We start from the raw sequence: 21,148 nt of genomic DNA on the forward strand, positions 1-21,148 counted from the left end.
GGTTCACCCTCACAGGCGGATGTCCAGAATCTCCAAGGACAGATCACTAATATCCAAAACAATGTTACAAACATCCAGAACAACTTCTCCACTAACGTCAACAGCCTCAATCCAATTGTGGTGGGGTTTGGAAACTCTGCTACAGGTCTCAATGCCTCAGCTTTGGGTTTTAGAAATACATCTTCAGGAAACTATTCTACGGCAGTCGGGTATTGTAATACTTCTAGCGCTAGCTGTGCTAACACTTTTGGTTTTTGTAATCTCGCGAACAGTCTCTGCAGTACTGCCATTGGTTTCCGAAATAATGTCTGTGTAGTGGGCGGTTACACTGCCGGTATAAATAGTGTTGCAATTGGAAATAGAAATGCTGCTACGGGGGGATCAGCGGTTGCTATTGGTGTAAATAATTTTGCGCCCGGAGCTCAGAGCGTTGCCATGGGAATGGGTAATAAAGCCTGTGCCCTTGCTGGCTATGGGGCTACTGCGTCCGGGTATTACAACACCACCTGTGCCTGTAAAGCTACGGCAATGGGATTAGGCAACCTTGCTTCCGGGGGATTATCAATCGCTTTGGGTAATTGCAACATCGCCTCTGGTGATTGTTCTTCTGCCTCGGGCTATACCAACATCGCTTCCGGCCTCTCATCAGTGGCGGTAGGGTTTTGCAATACAGCTGCCGGAGGAGCAGATTCGGTGGGAGGTTATAAAAATGCAGTCTGCCTAAGTAGCTTCAGTTCTGCATTTGGAGCCTGCAACACAGTTTCTAGTCAGCGATCTTCCGCTTTTGGTTACTTAAACAACGCTACCGGAGGTGCTGGCAACATTTCTATTGGAAATCTAAACTCTGTCACTTCTGCTGGATTTAATGGAGATTCATATTCTTCAGCTCTTGGCTCATGCAATAGCATTGGAGGTTATCGATCTACTGCATTAGGTCTATGTAATAGTTTACCCTCTTATGATTCCGTTGCTGTTGGAGGATCTAACACTAGCTCTATCGGCGCAAACCTGGCTACTTTAGTTGGATACCATAATACTGGTTGTGGTAGTTTTTCTACTGCTGTCGGCTACTCGAATGTCTCCTGTAGTGATTCTGTCGCGGTTGGTGTACAAAATATAGCTTGTGGAATTGACTCTTCTGCTTTTGGTTCTGGTAATACAGCCTCCGGCTGCTGTTCTTCTACCTCCGGCTTTCGTAATACTGCATCCATCTACAACTCCTCAGCTTTCGGTCTTTGCAATGTCGCCTGCAACAACCACTCTTCGTCCTTTGGTGCTCTTAATACTGCCTCCGGTGCTGGAAGTTCGGCTTTGGGTTTTGCTAATATGGCTTCTGGCCAGAATAGCGCTGCCTTCGGCGCCAACTCACTGGCTTCTGCTGACGGATCTTTGGCCATCGGCTCAGGAAGCGCTTCGGGATATTCCTTTCAGGATCTCCGAACTACTGCTTCAGGAATAAATTCAGTCTCAGTGGGAACGAATTCGGGGTATTATGGGGTCGCAAACACCGCTAGTGGATGTGAATCAGTGGCTATAGGAGTTGCTAATACAGCGTCAAGTTACTATAGCGTTAGTGTTGGAAAGTCTAATTCCGTTTCGGGTCTCTATGCAGGTATTTCTTCAGCTTTTGGTGTTTGTAATACTGTTTCTGATTACGCCACTCGAAGTTCCGCTTCAGGTTACCGTAACTTTGTTGGTGCTAGTCGTTCTACTGCCTCTGGTTATCTCAATACCGCTATGGGATTTTCAAGTTCTGCAATAGGTGTTAGTAATTGTGTATGTGGAACTGGCTTAAACTCATCCGCTTTTGGTAATTGCAATATCGCCTCTGGCTGCTCCTCATCCGCCTTCGGCTTCAGCAACACCGCCTCGGGTTATTTCTCCTCCGCCTTTGGTTATCACAGCACCGCCTGTGGCACTCAATCCAGCGCGTTAGGTTATCTAAACACCACATCAGGCAACTATTCTGTTAGTGTAGGAACTTGTAACACAGCATCAGGTTCTTTTGCTTCAGCCTTGGGATCTCGACAAAACGCTGCCTCAGGAGATTTTTCAATAGCGGCAGGTTACCACAATACCTCGAGTGGAGGTAATTCCTCAGCCGTAGGATTTTTCAATACTGCGTCTGGCGGCTGCTCCTCCGCCTCCGGCTTCTTAAATGCCGCCTCCGCCTGTCTCTCTTCCGCCTTCGGCGCCTGCCTCTCAAACGCCACTTCTTCTACCTCCCTCATCGGAGTCTGTAACGGCTGGCTCTCCATTAATGGTAACAAAAGTGTCCTCGCCTCAAACGGAGCTTGTCTCTCAACCGGAGGTACTTGGACTAACGCTTCAGATCGAAACCTCAAGGAGAACTTCACCACATTGGATGGAGAAGATATCTTAAACAAAATTAATTCTCTCCCTGTCACAGAATGGAACTACAAGAGTGAAGACTCCACAGTTAAACACATTGGTCCGGTAGCTCAAGACTTCTATGAGACCTTTCACGTTGGAAACTCTGACAAATCTATCTCCACCATTGATCCTGCAGGCATTGCTCTAGTAGGCATACAGGCTCTCTCAAAGAAAGTAGACAATCAGAATGCCTCCACCACAGCAGCCCTAGCCTCCCTCGATATCAGAGTCTCTTCCATTGAATCTCTGACTAATCTCGCGAATGCTCACACCTCACTCGGAGGAGAGATACTCGGCGCCCTTCAGAGTTTTGGCGCCGAGGTAGTGGATGGTATTGCGTACTTGAAGAATGTGTTTGTGGAAAATCTCACGGCGAAGAAGGCTGACATTCAAAAATTAAATGTTAATAAAGGATTCCAGATCATCGATAGCGATACAGGCGAAGTGTATTGTGTCACACTTCATAGCGGAGAATTCCAAAAAGATAAGGGTGATTGTCCGGATCCTGCTGCAAATTCAACTTCCACCCCCTCTACTTCTTCCGGCACCATCATCACTGTCGATTCAAATAACAATACAGTAATAGTGCCGGATGCCGCCGGAGGCGGCACTGGGGAAAGCGCGAGCTCGACTAGTGACAATGGTGCGAGCGCTTCTTCCACAGAAACAGTTTCTTCAGAAAGTGGTACCTCTACGGGAAATACTATTGAGCCTGCGCCCCCTACAACTGAGAGTGGTAGTTCTAGCGATTTGGGATCAGGAAACTAGAAATCAAAAAGCCCCGCCGACGGCGGGGCTTTTTGATTAGGAAACTTTTTCCAGAATTCTTTTAAAAGTATTCGGAGACTCGAGCGCCAAAGTGGCCAAAGTCTTGCGGTCATAACCCAATTTATTTTTCTTTAAAGCGCCGATAAACTTGCTGTAAGATGGGCCACCGTGTTCTTTCAGAGCGGCATTGATTCGAACATTCCACATTCGGCGAAAATCACCTTTCTTATCACGACGATGAGCAAAAGCGTAAGTGCCGGCATGAGAAATAGCTTCAATAGCCTGCCTTTCTTTTTTTGAGCGGCCAAATCGGTAACCTTTAACTTGTTTTAAAACATTGCGACGACTTTTTAGGGCGTGCACCCCCTTTTTCACTCTAGTCATATTAGTTACTTACGATAAAACGTGATCGGCTTTTATTACTAATAGCAAAAGGAACCAAACGGTTTCTAGCCATCTGTTTTGAACTCGACTCTTTGGCATTAAAATGGTTTTGTCCCGGCTTTCGAGCCACCAGTTTGCCGTTTTTAGTTACTCTTATTCGTTTGGAATAGGATTTATTAGTCTTCATGGAAGTTATAAGTTTAAAGTTCTTAAGTTTACAAGTTTTTCACTTATGAACTTAAGCGAAGCGTAACTTATCAACTAATTTATGCTTTTTCTATAATAATGCTTAATCCTTTCGGACTCTTTTTGGCCGAGTCAGCTATCTTATATTCTTCGGTTAGGAGCTTTAAAATTCGCTCCATTCTCTCTTTGAGGAAGTTCTGGTCGAGATATTTGGCTCGGCCCGGAAGAAATAAATCAATTTTAATGCGATGGCCTTCTTTTAGCCATTCTGATGCCTTCTTGGCTTTCAATTCGAGATCATGTTCGCCGGTGCCCAGTTTAACCTGAAGGCCTTTCATCTCAACTGAGTGAGTTCGGGCCTTGGAGTGCTTCAGCTTCTTGTTCTCGTCGTACTGAAACTTACCATAATCCATTATTTTTGCAACCGGCGGATTGGATTTGGCCGAGATTTCAATCAGATCCGAATTAACTTCTCCGGCTCTTCGCAGAGCCTCCTCTAAACTAATCACTCCTAGGTTTTGGCCGTCAATATCAATAACCCGTAGCTCCGGCGCCTTGATTTGGTGGTTAATCCTGTTTTGAGTGGTAGCCAAGTGAAATTATTATAGCAAAAACTTCCTAAAAACCAACTATTCCTAATTTCTATCCACTAACTTTTTCTCGAGAGCATTCTTCTCGTAAAAAGGCAGTTTCATCTGTTTGATGACCTTTCGGAAGAAGGTAATTGTTTCATCATAGGTTGGTCTGTCTACCGGGTAAGGAATTTTATCCTTACCGCCGTGAGCAAAACTGTATCTGGCCGGATCTTCATACGAAGGTTTGGCGCCATAAATTACTTCCGAGACCAGACTCAAGGCTCGAACGGTCTTTGGCCCCACTCCTTCAAGCGAAACCAATTTTTCATAATTCTCCGGCTTTTGTTCGTTCACTTTGTAAAGTATTCGCTCCAGATATTTGCTGCGGCTGAAATCTTCAAAGATTACTGAATGAACATACGGCTCCTTCTTGCCAAGCCAGATTAAATCCAGCGGCTCGGTCTGGTTTTTAATTTGCAGTTTCAAATAGCGTGAGAAGGGCGTGCTGTGACGACGAAGGAGTTCTACATCTTTGAGGAGACTCTGATAATTGCCGTTAGCTAACTCAATACTTAAATCCTGCGTCGGCTTACTCTTTTCGGCTGATAAATTTAAAATTGGTGATGTAGAAAGAGGACTTGAAATACCGGAATGTGGTTCAACCACCAAATCTTTAATATTTTTTGAATACCAGTGATAGCGGCGAGCCATCCGAGTATCCTGATTCATACCTTGCTGGACTACGCTCCAATGGCCGTTTCGGGAAAAGAAAAAGGCGTGATGATAAAGCTGATAGCCGTCCTGCACCAAACTGGAATCAACCTTGGCCGACATTTTGGAATTGTAGACAAGATTTTGGACGGCAGGCGAAGGCAGAGTTAAGACGGCGCCCCAATTCTCAATTTCCTGAGGAGTTTTTCTGGAAGTCTTGCCTTTGCCGCCGCAAATAAATATTCCAAGTTCCTTTTCCAGCCCGCTCAAAGCCTCCTTCAGGGCGGCTGTCAAGATAGTTGTCAAGCCAGAAGCGTTCCAGTCGAAGGCCAATACTGTACCAAGCGACTGAAACCAGCCGGGTTCCGAAACTCGACGAATAAATTCGTCGGGGCCATAGAGCTCAACCATGATCTGAATCATTTCGCGCGAGAGTTTCACCATTCGCTCAAAGAGCCATGGCGGACAGACTCCGGTGTCCAGTCCGAATGTTGCGATACCACGTTTCACCATGCGGTCATTATACAACAGGGGCGGCCGGCGAAGCCGGCCGCCCCTTCCCCTTAAGAAAAATTTAAGTAATATTGCTATAATTAAAATGATGGCAGTAACGGATCAAATGAATGTCAGACAGAAACTCGGACGAAAAACCTTCTGGATTTTTCTGCTCGGCAAATCTATCGGGGCCATCATCTTTTTTTGCATTCTAATTGTCTTTTTAGTCCTGGCTTCACTTGGTCCGACCACTTTCTATTCAGGTATTAGCGATCAGGCAGGACAAACCGTGGAAGCCTTTCTAATTTTAGGCTTAATGGGATCGGCTCTTCTCTTTCTTGTTCTGCTAATCATCGCTCTTGTTATCACTTGGTTAGAATATCGAAATTACAATTTTACTTTAGGTGACCATGCTCTGGAAGTTCATCGCGGCATTCTAACGAAGGAGACAATTTCCATCCCGTATCACCATATTGAAGATATTAATATTGAGCAGAGTATTTTTTATCAGATGATGGGAGTCTGTCGAGTCGCTATTTTAACGGCCGGTCATGGAGATGATGAAGATAAATCGGAGGGGATCTTACCAACTATTGATTTAAAAACCGGACAAGAGATACAGCACTTCGTGATGGCCCGCTCTAATACGCAAGAAGTAATAAATAAGACCGTCTCATAATAAATGAAAAAATTAGATTTATATTTTTTAATTCTCTTAATTTTTATTCCCGTTACTTTGGTGGCCGATTGGGTCGGGGTTTCGCCCGTTTATTTATTTTTCGTCTCGGCTCTGGCTATTATTCCACTGGCAAAATACATAGGAGAAGCTACCGAGGAATTAGCCACGCACAGCAATCCGGCTATGGGGGGCTTTCTCAACGCCACTTTTGGTAATGCCACCGAATTAATTATCGGAATCTTTTCTTTGAGAGCCGGTTTAATTGAAGTGGTGAAGGCTTCCATTACGGGTTCTATTTTAGGCAATCTTTTGCTGGTGCTTGGCATGGCCATGTTTTTTGGTGGGCGACGTCACAAAAAACAGGAGTTCAATAAAACGGCGGCCAGTGCCAGCGCTTCAACCTTAATTCTTACCATGATTGCCTTTGTCATTCCGGCCATTTTTTTAACCACCGACCCCGGCATTTCGGATATCGTGGTAGAGAAGTTAAGTATTTCGGTGTCGATCTTAATGATCATTATTTATTTCTCCAGTCTGCTTTTTTCTCTTTACTCCCACAAACATCTTTACACTGAAGAAGTGGGCAAGTATGAACCGAAATGGAGTATTTCCAAAAGCACCATTATTTTAATTCTAGCTACTCTTGGTGTAGCCACTATGAGCGAAATTTTAGTTTCATCCATTAATCCGATTGTTACTAGTCTCGGTTGGTCGCCGCTTTTCATCGGAGTGATTTTTGTCGCTTTGATTGGAAACGTGGCGGAACACGTCTCGGCCATTACCGTGGCGATGAAAAACCGGATGGATCTTGCTATTCAAATTACCATTGGTTCGGCTACCCAAATTGCCATGCTGGTAGCGCCTCTTTTAGTTATTTTTAGTCTATTTTTTCCGACGCCAATGACTTTAGTTTTTGAAACTTTTCAATTGATCACTATTATTCTTTCGGTGATTGTAGTAAGTGGAGTTGTGCAGGATGGCGAAAGCAATTGGTTTGAAGGACTGCAGCTAATGGTGGCCTATGCCATTATGGCCGTGGCCTTCTTTTTTCATCCGTAATTGCTGGGGACAGCCAAGTAGTAAGAGAGAGGGTGGGTGTTATAATTAGTATCCAGAATGGTACATCAACATGTCGGTTCACTGGTCTTCAGCTCGCTGAAGAAAAACAAAAAATTTCTGCAAGCGCACCGTCCTCCGCCTTATCGCTGGCGACGGCGAAGCCGGGAATAACTAAAGTTCAAATTTTCAGCCGGGTCGAGCAAGCTCGACCCGGCTTTTGTTTTTTGTTGACAAAAGGGGATCTTATGATAATTTTGGCCGCAGAGTCGGTAATTCTGCCACTCAGAACTGGAGATACAAATGAAATTAACATTGGCAATTCTTTTGCTGATATCCCTTGCAATTAACGCGACCGTGATTTTTGGCCCGACCTACATAAGTCGTAAGATTGGAGCCCCGATTCCCGACAAGGGTAGTTTCGGGTACATCTCAACTGATCCAGACTTCTTCGCCGCCCGGCGTCGAGCTCTCGGTCTCGTGAATATTTGGCCAATAGGGACTATACCCTCGTCTACTAACTCTCACTTGAAGCGGGATCTCTATGCAAACGGGGCACTCTTCAATTTGGACGACGATCTGTCGTTCATTGAGGAGCTCGGAGACGCCAAAGCCTTTCCGGCTTTTGTCTCGGACAACCCGGAACGAGACGCCAAGATTGCCGCAGACTCTTTCAATCAGTCGGGGTTTGCGGCCAAGGCTCTGCCTCATCGAGAGAACAACATGCAGCAAGCAATGTGGTTTGTCTCGTTTAAGGACTCGCGCTACAATCCGGGCTGGCCTATGGCGTTCAGGTGGGAAGGTCGGAAACAGCCAGATCAGCCTAAGCCATTTTCGCTGCCAGAAAAAATTTCTGGTCGGAGAATGTAATTGAGGATTAATGGGTTAAGGTCGTCGCATCAGTGCGACGACCTTTTCGTTTTTATATTTCCTCTCTCTGTAATATCATTCAGGTATGTCAGTCTTAATTTCCAACAAAAAAGTCCATTTTAATTATGAAATTCTGGAGAAATTTGAAGCCGGAATTGAGCTTTTTGGTTTTGAGGTGAAGGCCCTAAGAAGCGGTCAGGGAAATCTGGAAGGGGGTCATGTCAGTATTCGAGGAGGAGAAGCCTTTTTAATCGGGGTCCAAATCCCTCCGTATCAGAGCGCTAACACTCCAAAAAATTATGAACCCGAGAGAGTAAGAAAATTGCTTCTAACTAAGGCAGAGATTGGCAAATTAGCCGAGAACGAATCGAAGAAGGGATTGACAATAGTGCCTATTTCGGTGTATAATAAAGGACGTAAGATAAAGCTTGAAATTGCCGTCGTAAGAGGCAAGAAGAGATTCGACAAAAGAGAAACTATTAAGAGGCGAGATACTGAAAGAGAAATTCGCCGCACTTTGAAAAATCAGTAGAAATACAAATTAGAGGTTCCCCGAAAAAATTCGAGCCGATTAATCGAATTTTTTCGGGGGATGCCAGGCATCGACAGCTGGTCAACTCTAATATGTGCAAAGTGGAGCACTCTGAACTCCTAAATCTCGGAGAAAGCCTAAGTGCAAAAAACTTAGCATCGAGGATCTCACCGTATTTTACGGCTAAAGATTTTCAATTCGCCTACGCTTTAGCGTAAGTGACACCCGCGAAGAGGCCTTCCGTAACTCTTCCAGTGGTGTTATATCTTCGGAATAGGATCGCGCGAAGCCGAGCGCGCGAGCCCGAATAATTAACGGCTCGAGGAAAGAAGGTTTTGTTTGTTTCCGACTTCTTTCGTCTAAATTGTCGCAAGACAAAGAAATAAACTAAACTTTGTAGATTCATTTTAGAAAATCAGTTGCACGCGCGTTCAATTCGCGCCATCTCCACCACTTAAAGATTTAAAAGCCGCCGTAAGGCGGTTTTTAAATTGGCGTCATTAACTTGTGATATAATCACCTTTTAAATGCCTCCATACAACAATCAAAAATCCAAAAAACCTCTAAAACCTTCGCGAAAGCGGGGTCCGTTGGGACGTTTACCGGGCGGACGCAGCCCTTTCTTCAATAATGTTCTGACTACCATCATTATTTTTATTATTCTGATTACTGCTTACGCCTTTATTGCCGACAACAGCTCCGGTACCCCACCGGTAAGTATTTCTCAACTAGTTCAAGACATTAACGCTGGCAAAGTCAGTACCATTACCGTCAAGGGTGATAATTTGGAAATTGCTTACGTTGATAAGACTACCAAAGATGCTAAGAAGGAACCTGAAAGCTCTCTTTCGCAAACTCTAGTTAATTATGGAGTGGACAAAGCGGCTTTGGCCAACGTAGATATTCAGGAAAAAGAAGCCGGTGGCGTAACTTATTGGATTATAAATCTGGCTCCCTTCATTATTCCGGCTTTGTTTGTCATTTTCTTCTTGTGGCTTCTGTCGCGACAAGTAAAGGGCGCCGGCATGCAGGCTTTTACCTTCGGTCAATCAAAAGCTCGACTTACTTCACCGACGGACAAAAAACAGCGGGTAACTTTTAAAGATGTGGCCGGGGCCAAAGAAGCCAAGGAAGAACTGGCAGAAATCGTAGACTTTTTGAAAAATCCCAAGAAATTTCTGGAAATTGGAGCCCGTATTCCTAAAGGTATTCTATTAATGGGTGCACCGGGTACTGGAAAGACTCTCTTGGCGCGAGCGGTGGCCGGCGAAGCCGGCGTAGCCTTTTTCTCTATTTCCGGCTCTGAATTCGTGGAAATGTTCGTTGGAGTCGGCGCTTCTCGTGTACGGGATCTTTTCGGTTTAGCCAAGCAGGCTGCCCCCGCCATTATTTTCATGGATGAAATTGATGCGGTTGGACGGGTGCGAGGAACTGGAGTGGGTGGCGGCAATGACGAGCGCGAGCAAACTCTTAATCAGATTTTGGTGGAGATGGACGGGTTTGAACCAAATGAAAAAGTTATTGTGATGGCAGCCACTAATCGTCCCGATGTTTTGGATCCGGCCCTGCTTCGACCGGGCCGTTTTGATCGTCGAGTAACCATCGATTTGCCGGATAGGGAAGATCGAGAAGCCATTCTCAAAATTCATTCCAAAGAAAAACCTTTCGCCGAAGATGTAAATCTGAAAGTCATCGCCGAAAGAACCCCCGGTTTTTCCGGTGCTGATCTTTACTCACTAATGAATGAAGGAGCCATTTTGGCTGCGCGCGAAAATCGCACCAAAGTGTCCCAATATGATTTAATTCGTTCCATTGAAAAAGTGATGCTCGGTCCGGAGCGCCGCTCTCACGTCCTAAATCAGAAAGAAAAAGAAATTACGGCCTATCATGAAGCCGGTCACGCTCTAGTTGCGTCAGTTTTGCCGTATGCGGATCCGGTTCATAAAGTTTCCATTATTTCTCGCGGTCGAGCTGCCGGTTACACTTTGAAACTACCGCTTGAGGAAAGAAAATTGCAGTCGAAAAATGAATTTTTGGATGATATTGCCGTTTCTCTTGGAGGTTATGTCGTAGAGAAAAATATTTTTGGCGATGTTACGACCGGTTCGTCAAACGATTTGCAAGTTTCAACTGCTTTGGCCCGAGAGATGGTAACTAAATATGGTATGTCAGAGAAGATTGGGGCCATGGCGCTTGAAGGAGCGGGAGGGCGCGCTATGTTTGGTCGGGGTTTGGATGAGAAAGAATATTCGGAGGCGGTAGGGGAGCAGATTGACGCGGAAGTTTCCCGCATTATGAAGGAGGCCTATGCGAAAACTGAAAAGATTATCAATGAAAAACGAGAAGCTCTAAATGCCATTGCTGAAGTTTTAATTGAGAAAGAAACTATTGAACGCGACGATTTTGAAAAGATCATCATCGCTCACGGCATTATTCCAAAAAAGAAGAAGGATATTGAACATCAGGACGCTATAATCTAGATTTGTAAGATTTTTTAAGGTAGCTCGTCTCATATTACTGAAGGATTTTGTTTCAATAATATTTATATTGCGCGGGCAAAATCTTTCAATAAGCCTACCGAAAAATCCCCAGGAAACTGGGGATTTTTCGGTGGTTGATTTTAATTTTTTCAGGGCTAATATATATGCCAGATATGAAATCTTTGGTCAGAGGACTCCAACGTCTTTACCAGTTATCTCACTCCTCCGATGAAGCCCAAAAACTTTCCACGACGGTAACCCTGGTTGATCAGCTTTTGGAAACAGAAGAGATTCCCTGGCAGTTAGAATCTTTAAAAAAGCCACAAGATTTTTCGGCGGAGTTCAAATTTTCGAAGCACAAAATTGATTACTCGATTAAAATCAGTTTTTTCTTAATTGATCATCTCCCGAAAGGTCAATATGAGATCGAATTTCGTCGAAATAATCATCTCCTGTACCGAAAAAGCTTTATCGCTGAAAATGCGAAAACTCTTTCTGAGAATCAGCTTATTCACAAACTGTGGCGGCTAAGTCAAAATGCTGCATTGGTTGCGTATGCCTGATTCACTCTGTTGCCAAACAGAGTTTTTATTTACCCCTCCCTCGGTGTGTATGTTTCATGAATTCTTTGTGCGAGTGCTAGGATTCGAACCTAGGACCGGGCGTGTATAAGACGCCTGCTCTACCAGCTGAGCTACACTCGCATCAAAATAGTATATATCACTCCCGTGGAAAACTATCCAAAATCTTTATTCAAAATGGATTTCCTTGGCTGCTTCAAGATGAGGATGAAGCAGCGGGTAATTTCTTAGCTCGGGGTCCTCTTCGATTAGGCGGCGCGCTTCGGTTCGCGCCGCTTCCACCATTTTAATATTCTTAATGGCTTCCATAGCGATATCGGAAAGGCCCCATTGTTTTCTGCCGTAGAGTTCTCCGGCTCCGCGAAGCTGAAGATCCAATTCCGCCAATTCAAATCCGCTCTTGGCGCTTTTTAATGCTCGCAATCTTTCCAAAGTTTTCTGACTTCTACTTTCAGCGAAAACGAAACAGTATGCTTGGTGATTGCTGCGAATAATGCGGCCACGCAATTGATGCAGTTGTGCCAGCCCGAAACGCTCACCTCCCTCAATAATCATGACGGTGGCATTCGGCACATTTACTCCGACTTCCACGACGGAGGTGGAGACTAAGATTTTTGTTTCGCCCGTTTCAAACTTCTTCATCACTTCATCTTTAGCCTTCGGAGTCATCTTGCTATGAAGCACGTCAATACTAAATTCCGGAAAGACTTCTTTTTTCAGTCGGGTCGCTTCTGCTTTGGCCGATTTGGCAATTAAAGCCTGTTCTTTTTCCGGATCGGGCTCATTAATGCGCGGACAAATGACATAACATTGACGGCCGCTTTCGAGCTCATTGCGGACCTTCTCGTAAACATTTTCCCGTTTATTCGGTAAGACAATTTCCGTCATAACCGGCTTTCGTCCTGCCGGCATTTCATCCAGAAGTGAAAGATCCAGATCCCCGTAAATGGTCAAAGCTAAAGTGCGGGGAATGGGAGTAGCCGTCATTGATAAAAGATGTGGAACGATTTGGTCAACCGAGCCCTCTCGCTGACGCAACTTTCGTCGCTGGGCCGTCCCAAAACGATGTTGTTCGTCAATAATGACATAAGCCAGATTTTTAAATTTCACTGACTTTTGAATGAGTGCGTGAGTGCCGACCAAAATTGGAATTTCGCCGTTTGCCACCCATTTTAAAAGCTGGGCGCGGGAAATGTTAGTGTAGCCGCTCGGATTTACTTTTGACGGAAACTTAAAACAGCCGCTGCCAGTAATTAAACCAATATTTATTCCAAGATGGGCAAAATATTTAATGAAAGATTCAAAGTGCTGCTTGGCTAAGATCTCCGTTGGTACCATGTAAGCGGTCTGGAGATTACCGAAATCACCAGAGCGGCCTTCGGCCGGTCTGGTAACCGTCACCGCGTAGACACTGGTAGCGGCTACGGCAGTTTTGCCAGAGCCGACATCACCTTCAAGAAGTCGCGACATCGGTTGCCCACTCTGAAAATCTTTTAAAATATCGGCAATCACCCGCTTTTGAGCGGCAGTTTCCTTGAAAGGGAAGCGGGAAGTGAAGCTTTCAATACTCTTCACACTTTCACTAATGACAAAAGCCTGTGATTTCTCCTGTTCTTTTCTTTCTTTTTGTTTACCAAGCTGAATGTAGAAGACTTCTTCAAAAGAAAAAAGTTTGCGAGCGGCCAGAGCATCAGAGGCGCGCTGCGGAGTATGGATGAAAATGAAGGATGATTTTAATTTCGGCAGATTGTACCTTTCCAGAATTTCATTTGGAATCGGATCTTCCAGTGAATCCAGAATTCCAGTCTTAAAAACTTTCTGAAGTGCATGATAGAACCAATTAGAACTGATGCCGCGACTCTCTGGATAGACTGGATAAAGAGTATGAATTTCTCCACCCTCACCAAAAAGAGAATCACCGACGGCTGTTGGCAATTTGGAAACCGTCTCAATCTTGGGATTGCTAAGATATAACTCACCTTTGCGCTCGGTAACTTTGCCCTCTACTCGAACCAACGCTCCTTCGGCAATCATCTTGGCTAAATATGGCTGATAAAACCAGACAATTTTTATTCGACCGGTTTCGTCGGCCACATATGCTTCGGCCATCGGAATTTTTTTCCGGAAGGCCTTGCTGGTTTTAAGAGAGCTGATCTGGCCAAAGACAACAGCTTGCTCACCTTTTTCCAGATCGCTGACATTTTTCATCTCGCTGGTGTCTCCGTACCGAGCGGGGAAATGATAGAGCAAATCCATAATGGTTTTGAGACCAAGTTTTTTCAGAGCAGATTTTTGAACTGGAGTGAGGCGAAAGGTTTCCTCAATCAGAGATTCGGGCTGCATCTCCTCATTCTAACCGATTTTTATGAATGAAGCGGGGGTAACTTAAGACACACAGAGACAGAGAGATTCCCAAGATCGGTACGTTTCTGAAGAGAACGTCAAATTGATGGAAATTAAAAATGAGGCTGCCGAAAAGATAGAGCGAGGCCACCACACTAGGAATGAAAAGCTTGCGCCCCCAGAGAAACCAAGCGGCAATGATTAATTCTGAAAGACCGAATAGATTTAAGACAACTGAGTCAGAGAAATGTTCGCGAATAAAATTCGGGAAGTAGCCGATCCAGTCAAACGGGTGAAGATAGCCAAGCAGAGCAGCATAAACAAAAGCAAAGGCTAAAGAAATCCTTAAAATTAAATCGGTGAGATGCTGGCGGGCAGGGGTAAAGTGTCTTTTCATAGGGAAAGGAAAGGCCGGTCCCGCGAAGCGGGACCGGCCTTTCATCAATTAATGAGTAGTGGTGGCGTTAGAACCACTTGATGTGGCGGCCGTTAATGTAGTAGTGGAAGTAGTTGTGCTGTTAGTAATAACCAGCGGAAATGGGTTTTGCTCGGAAGTATCGGTATTTGAGTTTTCAATGACGGTATAGTTATTTTTATTGCTGACAGCAAAGAAAATTCCCAAACCAGCAATAATAATGACGGCCACAATTAAAACATATTGTCTGGAAGTCATAAATAAATCCTAGCAGGAAGATGAAGAGAAGGCAATCACAATACATTCACTATCAATGGATCATTTTGGGACATTGGTTTTTAGCTCCCAGATATTCCAAGATAACTGTTTTTGAACACTTTCCTCATTTAAGCCGATCTTAGCCGATTGAATATCTCCCGCCGTTTCCTTAAGGGTTTGAATATTAAATTCAAATCCAAGATCTGTAAAAAATTTTTTTGCATCATCTAGATCAATAAAAGCGTTACTTGCGTAATCTCTGCCTGTACGTTTTTTGATTTCTTCCAATGCTTCTTTACGTTTCCCGCCGGTATTCAGTTTTTCCATATCACTTAATGTAAAAATGTCTGGAGTTATCCAAATACCGCCTCGATCAATCAAGACTTCTCGAATAATAGTTGCCATTTTTTCTTTTTCTTCTCGATTAAAATAAGCAACTAATCCCTCGTGCCCAATAACAATTGGGCCTGAGGGAAACTGTTCAATCACTTTCTTAAAAGAATTCTTATCTAAAACGTTTAATTCTGCAAAATGTAAATTGGGTGGGATCTTTATTCCCTTACCTTTCACCAACTCGGCCAAGACCGCTTTCTTCTGCCGAAGCATGTCAGGTAAGTCTGTTTCTATGTAATTGACCAAAGAATCTTGAGTGAGTAACAAATCTCTAGGGCTAACTCCAGAAGCAAGTTCGAGAATATTTTTAATACCACTTTTTTTGATAAGATTGCTCAGGGCTTTAAAACGTCCTTCGAAATATGGGGACATTCTTTCGTGAATTTCAGCATTCTCTGGAGTTAAATTGCTAGCATCACAAATTTTAGAAATTTCCGCTGAGTAAGGAATATCCGAGAAGGTGCGTGCATAAGCTACTCCGATAGCGGTGTAGCTTATTTTCTCATGCTGGCCAGCTATCTCAGACTCCGGAGGTTTTTCCATATTTAAGTTTTATAAACTGAATTTATAATATATCTTTCTGAGCGGAGACGGTGGGATTCGAACCCACGAGAGCTTTTAGACCCTACCTCGTTAGCAGTGAGGCGCTTTCGACCACTCAGCCACGTCTCCAATAGGCGATACTCTAACATATTATAAGTTTAATGTGCCACTGATATTGCAATAATATTTCGCGCTTCCACTTTTTCCAGAGTCTTCTGAGCTTCCGTGAAAGTGGCGCCTGTTGTAGTCACATCATCTAATAGAATGATGTTGCGGTGGCGGATTCTTTCTGGGGTGGTTACGTGCAAGCAACCTTTTAAGTTTTGGAGCCGCAAAGTTCGCGGGAGCGAACTTTGCGGCTTCGTTTCTTTGATTTTTGTCAAGACATTTGTCAAGAGTTCAAAGTTCTGACCACCATCAATGCGAGTTAATTCTTGGGCTAGATTTTCCGTTTGATTGTAGCCGCGCGAGCGAAGGCGCTCGGCTGAAAGAGGAATGGGAATGAGAAGCGGTTTTTGAAAGTCTTCAAAAACCGCCCGATCCATTAATTCTTCCAATAAACCCGAATAAATTACTTCTGCCAGCAGCCTACTAATTTTTGAATGATTTCGGTATTTAATCTGCCAGATAGCCGTTCTGACTAAAGGATCTCGATAACTAAAGAATGGCCGAATATTTATTGGCAGATTGGAGCAGTCGGCCCGACTCAACTTCCGGGCCGACTGACAAAACTCCACCGCACTCATCTCTTCCAGCTTTTTCAAATCCGAGGTGCGCGGGAGACAAAAATCAAGAAGATTTCGCCAGAGGATAAGGGCTTTTTCCACCAGCTTATTTTGGCTAAAAAGGCCTAAAATTCTGTCTAAAAACAGATAAAATGATATAATAAACTATTCTGATGGATAATCCGTTTAAAAACCTACTCAAAAAAACTGAAGAGAGTGTTCTTGGCATTGATATCGGCACTTCCGCCATTAAAGTGGTGCAATTGCGTAACAAAAAAGGCCGAGCCGTTCTCGAAACTTACGGAGAGCTTTCTCTCGGTCCTTACGCCGGACTTTCTATCGGCCAAGTAACCAACTTGCCGCCGGAGAAGCTCAGCGAAGCTATTACCGACGTTTTAAAAGAGGCCAACACTTCTACCACTAACGCCGGCATTTCCATTCCATTTCGATCAAGCCTTGTCACCTTGATGGAACTTCCTCCGGTCTCTTCCAAAAAACTGGATGAGATGATTCCTCTTGAGGCCAGAAAATATATTCCGGTGCCAATTTCCGAAGTGACCCTGGACTGGTGGGTGATTCCGAAAGAATCCAACATTGAGATTGATGATGAATCTAAACCGGAAGAAGAAAAACATAAAACCGATGTGCTAGTAGTTTCAATTCATAATGAAGTGTTGAATTCCTACAACAGCATCGTTAAGTCCGCCAACTTAAATGCCAGCTTCTTTGAAATTGAAATGTTCAGCGCCGCTCGCTCGCTTCTTGATCAGGAACCGACAGCAAGCATGATTTTTGACATGGGAGCTTCTTCCACCAAAGTTTATCTTGTCGACCATGGAGTGATCAAAAATTCTCACATCATTAATAAAGGCTCGCAGGACATCACCCAGAGTATTTCCAAAGGAATGAATTTGCCGGTGGCCCGGGCAGAGCATATAAAACGAAACTTGGGAGACAATACTTTAAAACCGGAGGATCAAAAGGGTATTACCGAAATGATCTCGCTTACCTTGGACTACATTTTTTCCGAGGCTAATAGTGTTCTTTTAAGTTTTCAAAAAAAATATCAGAAAACAGTCGGCAAAGTTATTTTGACTGGCGGTGGAGTGGCCATGCAGGGATTTTATGAGCTGGCCAAAGCAAACTTTCAAACTGAAGTTGTGGTGGGAGAGCCGTTCGCCAAAGTGGAAGCGCCGGCCTTTCTTGAAGAAGTTTTGAAGGCGACCGGATTGGAATTTGCGGTAGCAGTAGGGATTGCTTTGCGAAAATTGCAGGAAATAGAGTAGATTTCAAAACCACACAGCTCTGTCATTGGGGCCGAATTGGTTTAAAACCCCGCCTTTTTTCAGGCGCTTAGACTTTAAGACTGAAAGTTGATACAATTAATATGAATTTTAGCATCAACTTCGATGGTCGAAAGTAAATTTCAAACATCTTTCATACCAAAAAAACCGATTGATACCGGTCCGCGCAATAGTTCCCGCGGAGGACCGAGCCTCCTTCGGTTGATTGCCATTTTAATTTTGTTAATAAGCTTGGTGGCTTGGGGAGGCGTCTTTCTTTACAAGGTTTACCTGAACAATAAAATCCAGAATGACACCGAAAGCCTTCAGAACAGCCAGAAGGAATTCGACTTGAAAACCGTTACTACTCTTACCCGCCTGAGTGATCGCCTGACAAACGCTCAAAATCTTTTAAATAATCACATTGCCACTTCTAAGATCTTTGATGAATTGGAAGCCAATACTTTAAAGAATGTCCGCTTTACCGATTTTAATTTAAGCGCTTCAAATGCCAATGCCGGCGAACTGACACTCACTCTAAAGGGTCAGGCCACCGCTTATGCCGATGTAGCTAGTCAGTCGGATGTCTTCGATCAGAACCCCGACTTCAAAAATCCCATCTTTTCCAATCTGGATTTGGATGGCAGCGGTCGAGTAGTTTTCAGCGTTACCACCAATCTGGATCGAAAGAGCTTTCTTTATACAAATGGAGCAAATCTCGGTACTGAAAGCAGTGCGCCGGCCGCAGCGGCAAATACTAATAGTCCATTTAATCAATAATCATGCGCGGATTTATTTCAATCATTCTCATATTGGCAGCTGGCGCAGTCTTTTACTTTGGAGTTGACCCACTCTATCAGAGCGCCAAACTGCTCAAAGCTGAATCAACTCAATATAGTGAAGCCCTTAATAATTCTTCGGCTCTTCGACAGGTTCGTAACAATCTAGTAGCCAAATACAATGCTTTTGATAAGGCTTCAATTGATCGCCTGCAGAAACTGTTGCCGGACTCCGTCGATAACATCCGCCTGATTTTGGATATGAACGGCATTGCCGCTAAATATGGCATGAGTTTGAAGAATATTAAGATTTCCCAACTCCAAACCATTAATAGCACTCCGGGAACCGGGGCCAATCCAGTCGGCTCAATCCAGCTCTCATTTTCCGTCATTAGTCCTTACGAAAACCTCCAGCCATTTTTGAAAGATCTGGAAAGCAGTTTGAGATTAGTGGATGTAACCAATCTTTCTTTTACTCCGAACGATCAGACGGGCACCTACGCTTATAACGTTACCCTTCAAACGTACTGGTTAAAATAACATGCAAACTATCCGAAAATATAAAATGCCCCTCATCATCATCGGAGTTTTAATCCTAGCTTTTGTTATTTATAGTTTCTGGCACGGCGGCTCTTCCAACAATGGCGCCGTTCTAACCGCTTCCAGTCCGGCAGCCAACAATCCTCAAGTCGGGCAGGCTTTTGTTAATCAGCTCCTTACTCTGCAGGGTGTCCGGCTAAATAGCGAAATCTTTTCCAATCCAAGCTTCAACACTCTTCAGGATTTCAGTCAGCCCGTTCCGACCGAGCCGCAAGGCCGACCAAATCCATTCGCTCCAATCGGAGTGGATACGGAAAACGGCCCGACTATCAATCAGCCTAGCGGTCCTAATTATTCCAATCTTAATTTCTCTACTACGCCAGCCGCCACTTCTAGTCGCGGTCGTTAATCGATCTATTTAAATGAGTTTTTTAGACGTATTGGCCGATAAGAATATCATCTCTCCGGATGAGGTTTTGGCTATTAAGGAAGAGGCTCAAGGCCAGGACAAAAGTATTGATGAGGTTCTGCAGGAAAAAGGTGTAACGCCGGAGCAGATCCTGCAAGCTAAGAGCGAATACATGCAGATTCCGGTTCGAAACTTGGGCGGACAGGAAATTCCATTTGAAATTCTAAAATATATTCCGGAAGAATCGGCTCTTCATTACAAAATCATTCCACTGGCGGTCAAAGATGGGGTGTTGGAGGTCGGCTTGGTAGAGCCGGACAACATTGAAGCTCGCGATGCCCTAAATTTCATTTCCTCCAAAAATAATCTGCCGTTCAAAATCTTCGTAGTCAGCGAGGAAGATTTTGAACGCGTTCTTAATTCCTACAAAGGACTTTCCGGAGAAGTGACGAAAGCCTTAACCGAGTTGGAAGGGGAGCTTTCGGCCGAAGAAATTGAAATTGAGAAAATAGAGAAGCGAGAAAAAGGGGGCACCAAACAAGCCAACATTATTGAAGACGCGCCGGTAACGAAAATCGTAGCCACCATTTTACGCTACGCTCTGGATGGAGAAGCTTCGGACGTTCACATTGAAGCCATGCGCGAGAAAGTCAGAGTGCGCTTTCGAGTGGATGGCGTCTTAAATACATCACTCCTTTTGCCGATGAACGTTCACTCGGCCGTGGTAGCTCGTATTAAAATTCTCTCCGATATGAAATTGGATGAAAAGCGTAAACCGCAGGACGGTCGTTTTAGCGCTCGCATTGAGGGTAGAAAGATTGATTTCCGTGTCTCTACTTTTCCAGCATATTATGGCGAGAAGATCGTGATGAGAATTTTGGATCAGGAAAAAGGAGTGAAAAAACTCGGAAGTGAGGATATGGGTCTAACGCCGAAAAATCTGGAACTGATTCGCCAAGCCATCACTCGACCTTATGGTTTGATTTTAATTACCGGTCCAACTGGTTCCGGTAAAAGTACTACTCTTTATTCCATGTTGAATGAAATCGATAAGGAAGAATCAAATGTTCTTTCGCTTGAAGATCCGGTGGAATACAACATTGAGGGTGTCAGCCAGTCTCAAGTACGACCGGAAATCGGCTACACTTTTGCCAATGGTTTGCGTACAACCTTGCGACAGGACCCTGATGTCATCATGGTGGGAGAGATTCGCGACAAGGAAACGGCTGCACTGGCAATTCAAGCAGCCCTAACCGGTCACTTAGTGCTCTCTACTCTTCACACCAACACCGCTGTCGGCGCCATTCCGCGTTTGATTGACATGGGAGTAGATCCGTACCTGATTGCTCCAACTCTTATCTTGACCATGGCTCAACGATTGGTGGCCAAGATTTGTCCGGGAGGGGGCAAGGAAATCCCCGTTGAAGGCAGTATTAAAGTGATGATAGATCGACAGTTTGAAGATCTGCCGGAGAAATATAAAAAGGATGTCCCAATGAGTAAAACTGTCCTAGAAGCCGTGCCCACCGAGGACTGTCCGCGCGGCACCCGCGGGCGAGTAGCCGTTTTTGAAGCCTTTAAAATGGACAAGGAGCTGGAAGACGCCATTCTGAAAGATCCCACCGAATTAAATCTGACCAAACTTCTGCGGGAGAAAGGCATGCTAACGATGAAAGAAGATGCCATGATCAAGGCTTTTAACAAGACCATTCCTTTTGAGGAAGTGAATACACTTTAATTGTGATAGAA

At 44.4% G+C, this 21,148-nt stretch carries 21 protein-coding genes, 2 tRNA genes and 1 other RNA gene; 13 read left to right on the forward strand and 11 right to left on the reverse strand.

The window, feature by feature from the left end:
* A partial coding sequence (locus VFA52_00100) for a tail fiber domain-containing protein (GenBank protein HZS42617.1) occupies positions 1-3,162 on the forward strand: 3,162 nt, incomplete at its 5' end.
* A 36-nt stretch (positions 3,163-3,198) separates the two neighbouring features.
* Here the strand turns inward: VFA52_00100 and rplT are convergent.
* The 4 genes from rplT to VFA52_00120 all read right to left on the reverse strand — a co-directional run bounded on the left by rplT (position 3,199) and on the right by VFA52_00120 (position 5,531).
* Positions 3,199-3,546: a 50S ribosomal protein L20 gene (rplT, locus tag VFA52_00105; GenBank protein HZS42618.1), complete on the reverse strand. Its 348-nt coding sequence runs from the start codon at positions 3,544-3,546 to the stop codon at positions 3,199-3,201.
* 1 nt (position 3,547) lies between these two features.
* A complete protein-coding gene (locus VFA52_00110) occupies positions 3,548-3,733 on the reverse strand; it encodes a 50S ribosomal protein L35 (protein HZS42619.1) in 186 nt (61 codons plus the stop codon).
* Between the two features lie 79 nt (positions 3,734-3,812).
* Positions 3,813-4,325, reverse strand: a complete 513-nt coding sequence (infC, locus tag VFA52_00115) for a translation initiation factor IF-3 (protein ID HZS42620.1) — start codon at positions 4,323-4,325, stop codon at positions 3,813-3,815.
* Positions 4,326-4,367: 42 nt separating this feature from the next.
* Entirely contained in the window at positions 4,368-5,531 is a 1,164-nt protein-coding gene (locus tag VFA52_00120) for a DUF763 domain-containing protein (GenBank protein HZS42621.1), read from the reverse strand.
* Positions 5,532-5,616: 85 nt separating this feature from the next.
* Here VFA52_00120 and VFA52_00125 point away from each other — a divergent pair, with 85 nt between their 5' ends.
* The 7 genes from VFA52_00125 (at position 5,617) to VFA52_00155 (ending at position 11,693) form a co-directional block, all read left to right on the forward strand.
* Positions 5,617-6,192: a PH domain-containing protein gene (locus tag VFA52_00125; protein ID HZS42622.1), complete on the forward strand. Its 576-nt coding sequence runs from the start codon at positions 5,617-5,619 to the stop codon at positions 6,190-6,192.
* 3 nt (positions 6,193-6,195) lie between these two features.
* Positions 6,196-7,251, forward strand: a complete 1,056-nt coding sequence (gene cax / locus VFA52_00130) for a calcium/proton exchanger (GenBank protein ID HZS42623.1) — start codon at positions 6,196-6,198, stop codon at positions 7,249-7,251.
* Between the two features lie 300 nt (positions 7,252-7,551).
* Positions 7,552-8,118 carry a hypothetical protein gene (locus VFA52_00135; GenBank protein HZS42624.1) on the forward strand — a complete coding sequence of 189 codons (567 nt, stop codon included), beginning with the start codon at positions 7,552-7,554 and terminating at the stop codon, positions 8,116-8,118.
* Between the two features lie 85 nt (positions 8,119-8,203).
* Positions 8,204-8,650 (forward strand): SsrA-binding protein SmpB, encoded by a 447-nt coding sequence (gene smpB, locus VFA52_00140; GenBank protein HZS42625.1) that lies wholly within the window; start codon positions 8,204-8,206, stop codon positions 8,648-8,650.
* A gap of 56 nt (positions 8,651-8,706) precedes the next feature.
* Positions 8,707-9,103, forward strand: a transfer-messenger RNA (tmRNA) gene (gene ssrA, locus VFA52_00145).
* 74 nt (positions 9,104-9,177) lie between these two features.
* Positions 9,178-11,130 carry an ATP-dependent zinc metalloprotease FtsH gene (gene ftsH, locus VFA52_00150; GenBank protein ID HZS42626.1) on the forward strand — a complete coding sequence of 651 codons (1,953 nt, stop codon included), beginning with the start codon at positions 9,178-9,180 and terminating at the stop codon, positions 11,128-11,130.
* Between the two features lie 173 nt (positions 11,131-11,303).
* A complete protein-coding gene (locus tag VFA52_00155; GenBank protein HZS42627.1) occupies positions 11,304-11,693 on the forward strand; it encodes a hypothetical protein in 390 nt (129 codons plus the stop codon).
* A gap of 68 nt (positions 11,694-11,761) precedes the next feature.
* Here the strand turns inward: VFA52_00155 and VFA52_00160 are convergent.
* The 7 genes from VFA52_00160 to VFA52_00190 form a co-directional block, all read right to left on the reverse strand.
* Positions 11,762-11,834: transfer RNA gene (locus tag VFA52_00160), tRNA-Ile, on the reverse strand.
* Between the two features lie 45 nt (positions 11,835-11,879).
* Positions 11,880-14,054, reverse strand: a complete 2,175-nt coding sequence (recG, locus tag VFA52_00165) for an ATP-dependent DNA helicase RecG (GenBank protein ID HZS42628.1) — start codon at positions 14,052-14,054, stop codon at positions 11,880-11,882.
* A gap of 4 nt (positions 14,055-14,058) precedes the next feature.
* Complete coding sequence (locus tag VFA52_00170) at positions 14,059-14,451, reverse strand: hypothetical protein (GenBank protein ID HZS42629.1); 393 nt, start codon at positions 14,449-14,451, stop codon at positions 14,059-14,061.
* Positions 14,452-14,499: 48 nt separating this feature from the next.
* Positions 14,500-14,727, reverse strand: coding sequence for a hypothetical protein (locus tag VFA52_00175; protein HZS42630.1), 228 nt, complete (start codon positions 14,725-14,727; stop codon positions 14,500-14,502).
* Between the two features lie 60 nt (positions 14,728-14,787).
* Positions 14,788-15,663, reverse strand: a complete 876-nt coding sequence (locus VFA52_00180; GenBank protein HZS42631.1) for a hypothetical protein — start codon at positions 15,661-15,663, stop codon at positions 14,788-14,790.
* A gap of 42 nt (positions 15,664-15,705) precedes the next feature.
* Positions 15,706-15,792 (reverse strand) — tRNA-Ser (locus VFA52_00185).
* A gap of 29 nt (positions 15,793-15,821) precedes the next feature.
* The gene (locus tag VFA52_00190) at positions 15,822-16,490 is read right to left on the reverse strand and encodes a hypothetical protein (GenBank protein ID HZS42632.1); all 669 of its coding nucleotides are present in this window, start codon (positions 16,488-16,490) and stop codon (positions 15,822-15,824) included.
* A 71-nt stretch (positions 16,491-16,561) separates the two neighbouring features.
* Here VFA52_00190 and pilM point away from each other — a divergent pair, with 71 nt between their 5' ends.
* From pilM to VFA52_00215, 5 genes are all read left to right on the forward strand, one after another.
* Complete coding sequence (gene pilM / locus VFA52_00195; protein ID HZS42633.1) at positions 16,562-17,674, forward strand: type IV pilus assembly protein PilM; 1,113 nt, start codon at positions 16,562-16,564, stop codon at positions 17,672-17,674.
* A gap of 123 nt (positions 17,675-17,797) precedes the next feature.
* Entirely contained in the window at positions 17,798-18,451 is a 654-nt protein-coding gene (locus VFA52_00200) for a PilN domain-containing protein (GenBank protein ID HZS42634.1), read from the forward strand.
* A gap of 2 nt (positions 18,452-18,453) precedes the next feature.
* Positions 18,454-18,990, forward strand: coding sequence for a type 4a pilus biogenesis protein PilO (gene pilO / locus VFA52_00205; GenBank protein ID HZS42635.1), 537 nt, complete (start codon positions 18,454-18,456; stop codon positions 18,988-18,990).
* Position 18,991: 1 nt separating this feature from the next.
* Positions 18,992-19,399: a hypothetical protein gene (locus tag VFA52_00210; GenBank protein ID HZS42636.1), complete on the forward strand. Its 408-nt coding sequence runs from the start codon at positions 18,992-18,994 to the stop codon at positions 19,397-19,399.
* Positions 19,400-19,412: 13 nt separating this feature from the next.
* The gene (locus VFA52_00215) at positions 19,413-21,137 is read left to right on the forward strand and encodes a GspE/PulE family protein (GenBank protein ID HZS42637.1); all 1,725 of its coding nucleotides are present in this window, start codon (positions 19,413-19,415) and stop codon (positions 21,135-21,137) included.
* Positions 21,138-21,148 lie beyond the last annotated feature (11 nt).

This window comes from Candidatus Paceibacterota bacterium, assembly GCA_035652395.1.
GTDB lineage: Bacteria > Patescibacteriota > Minisyncoccia > Phycocordibacterales > CAJBRS01 > JADGRH01.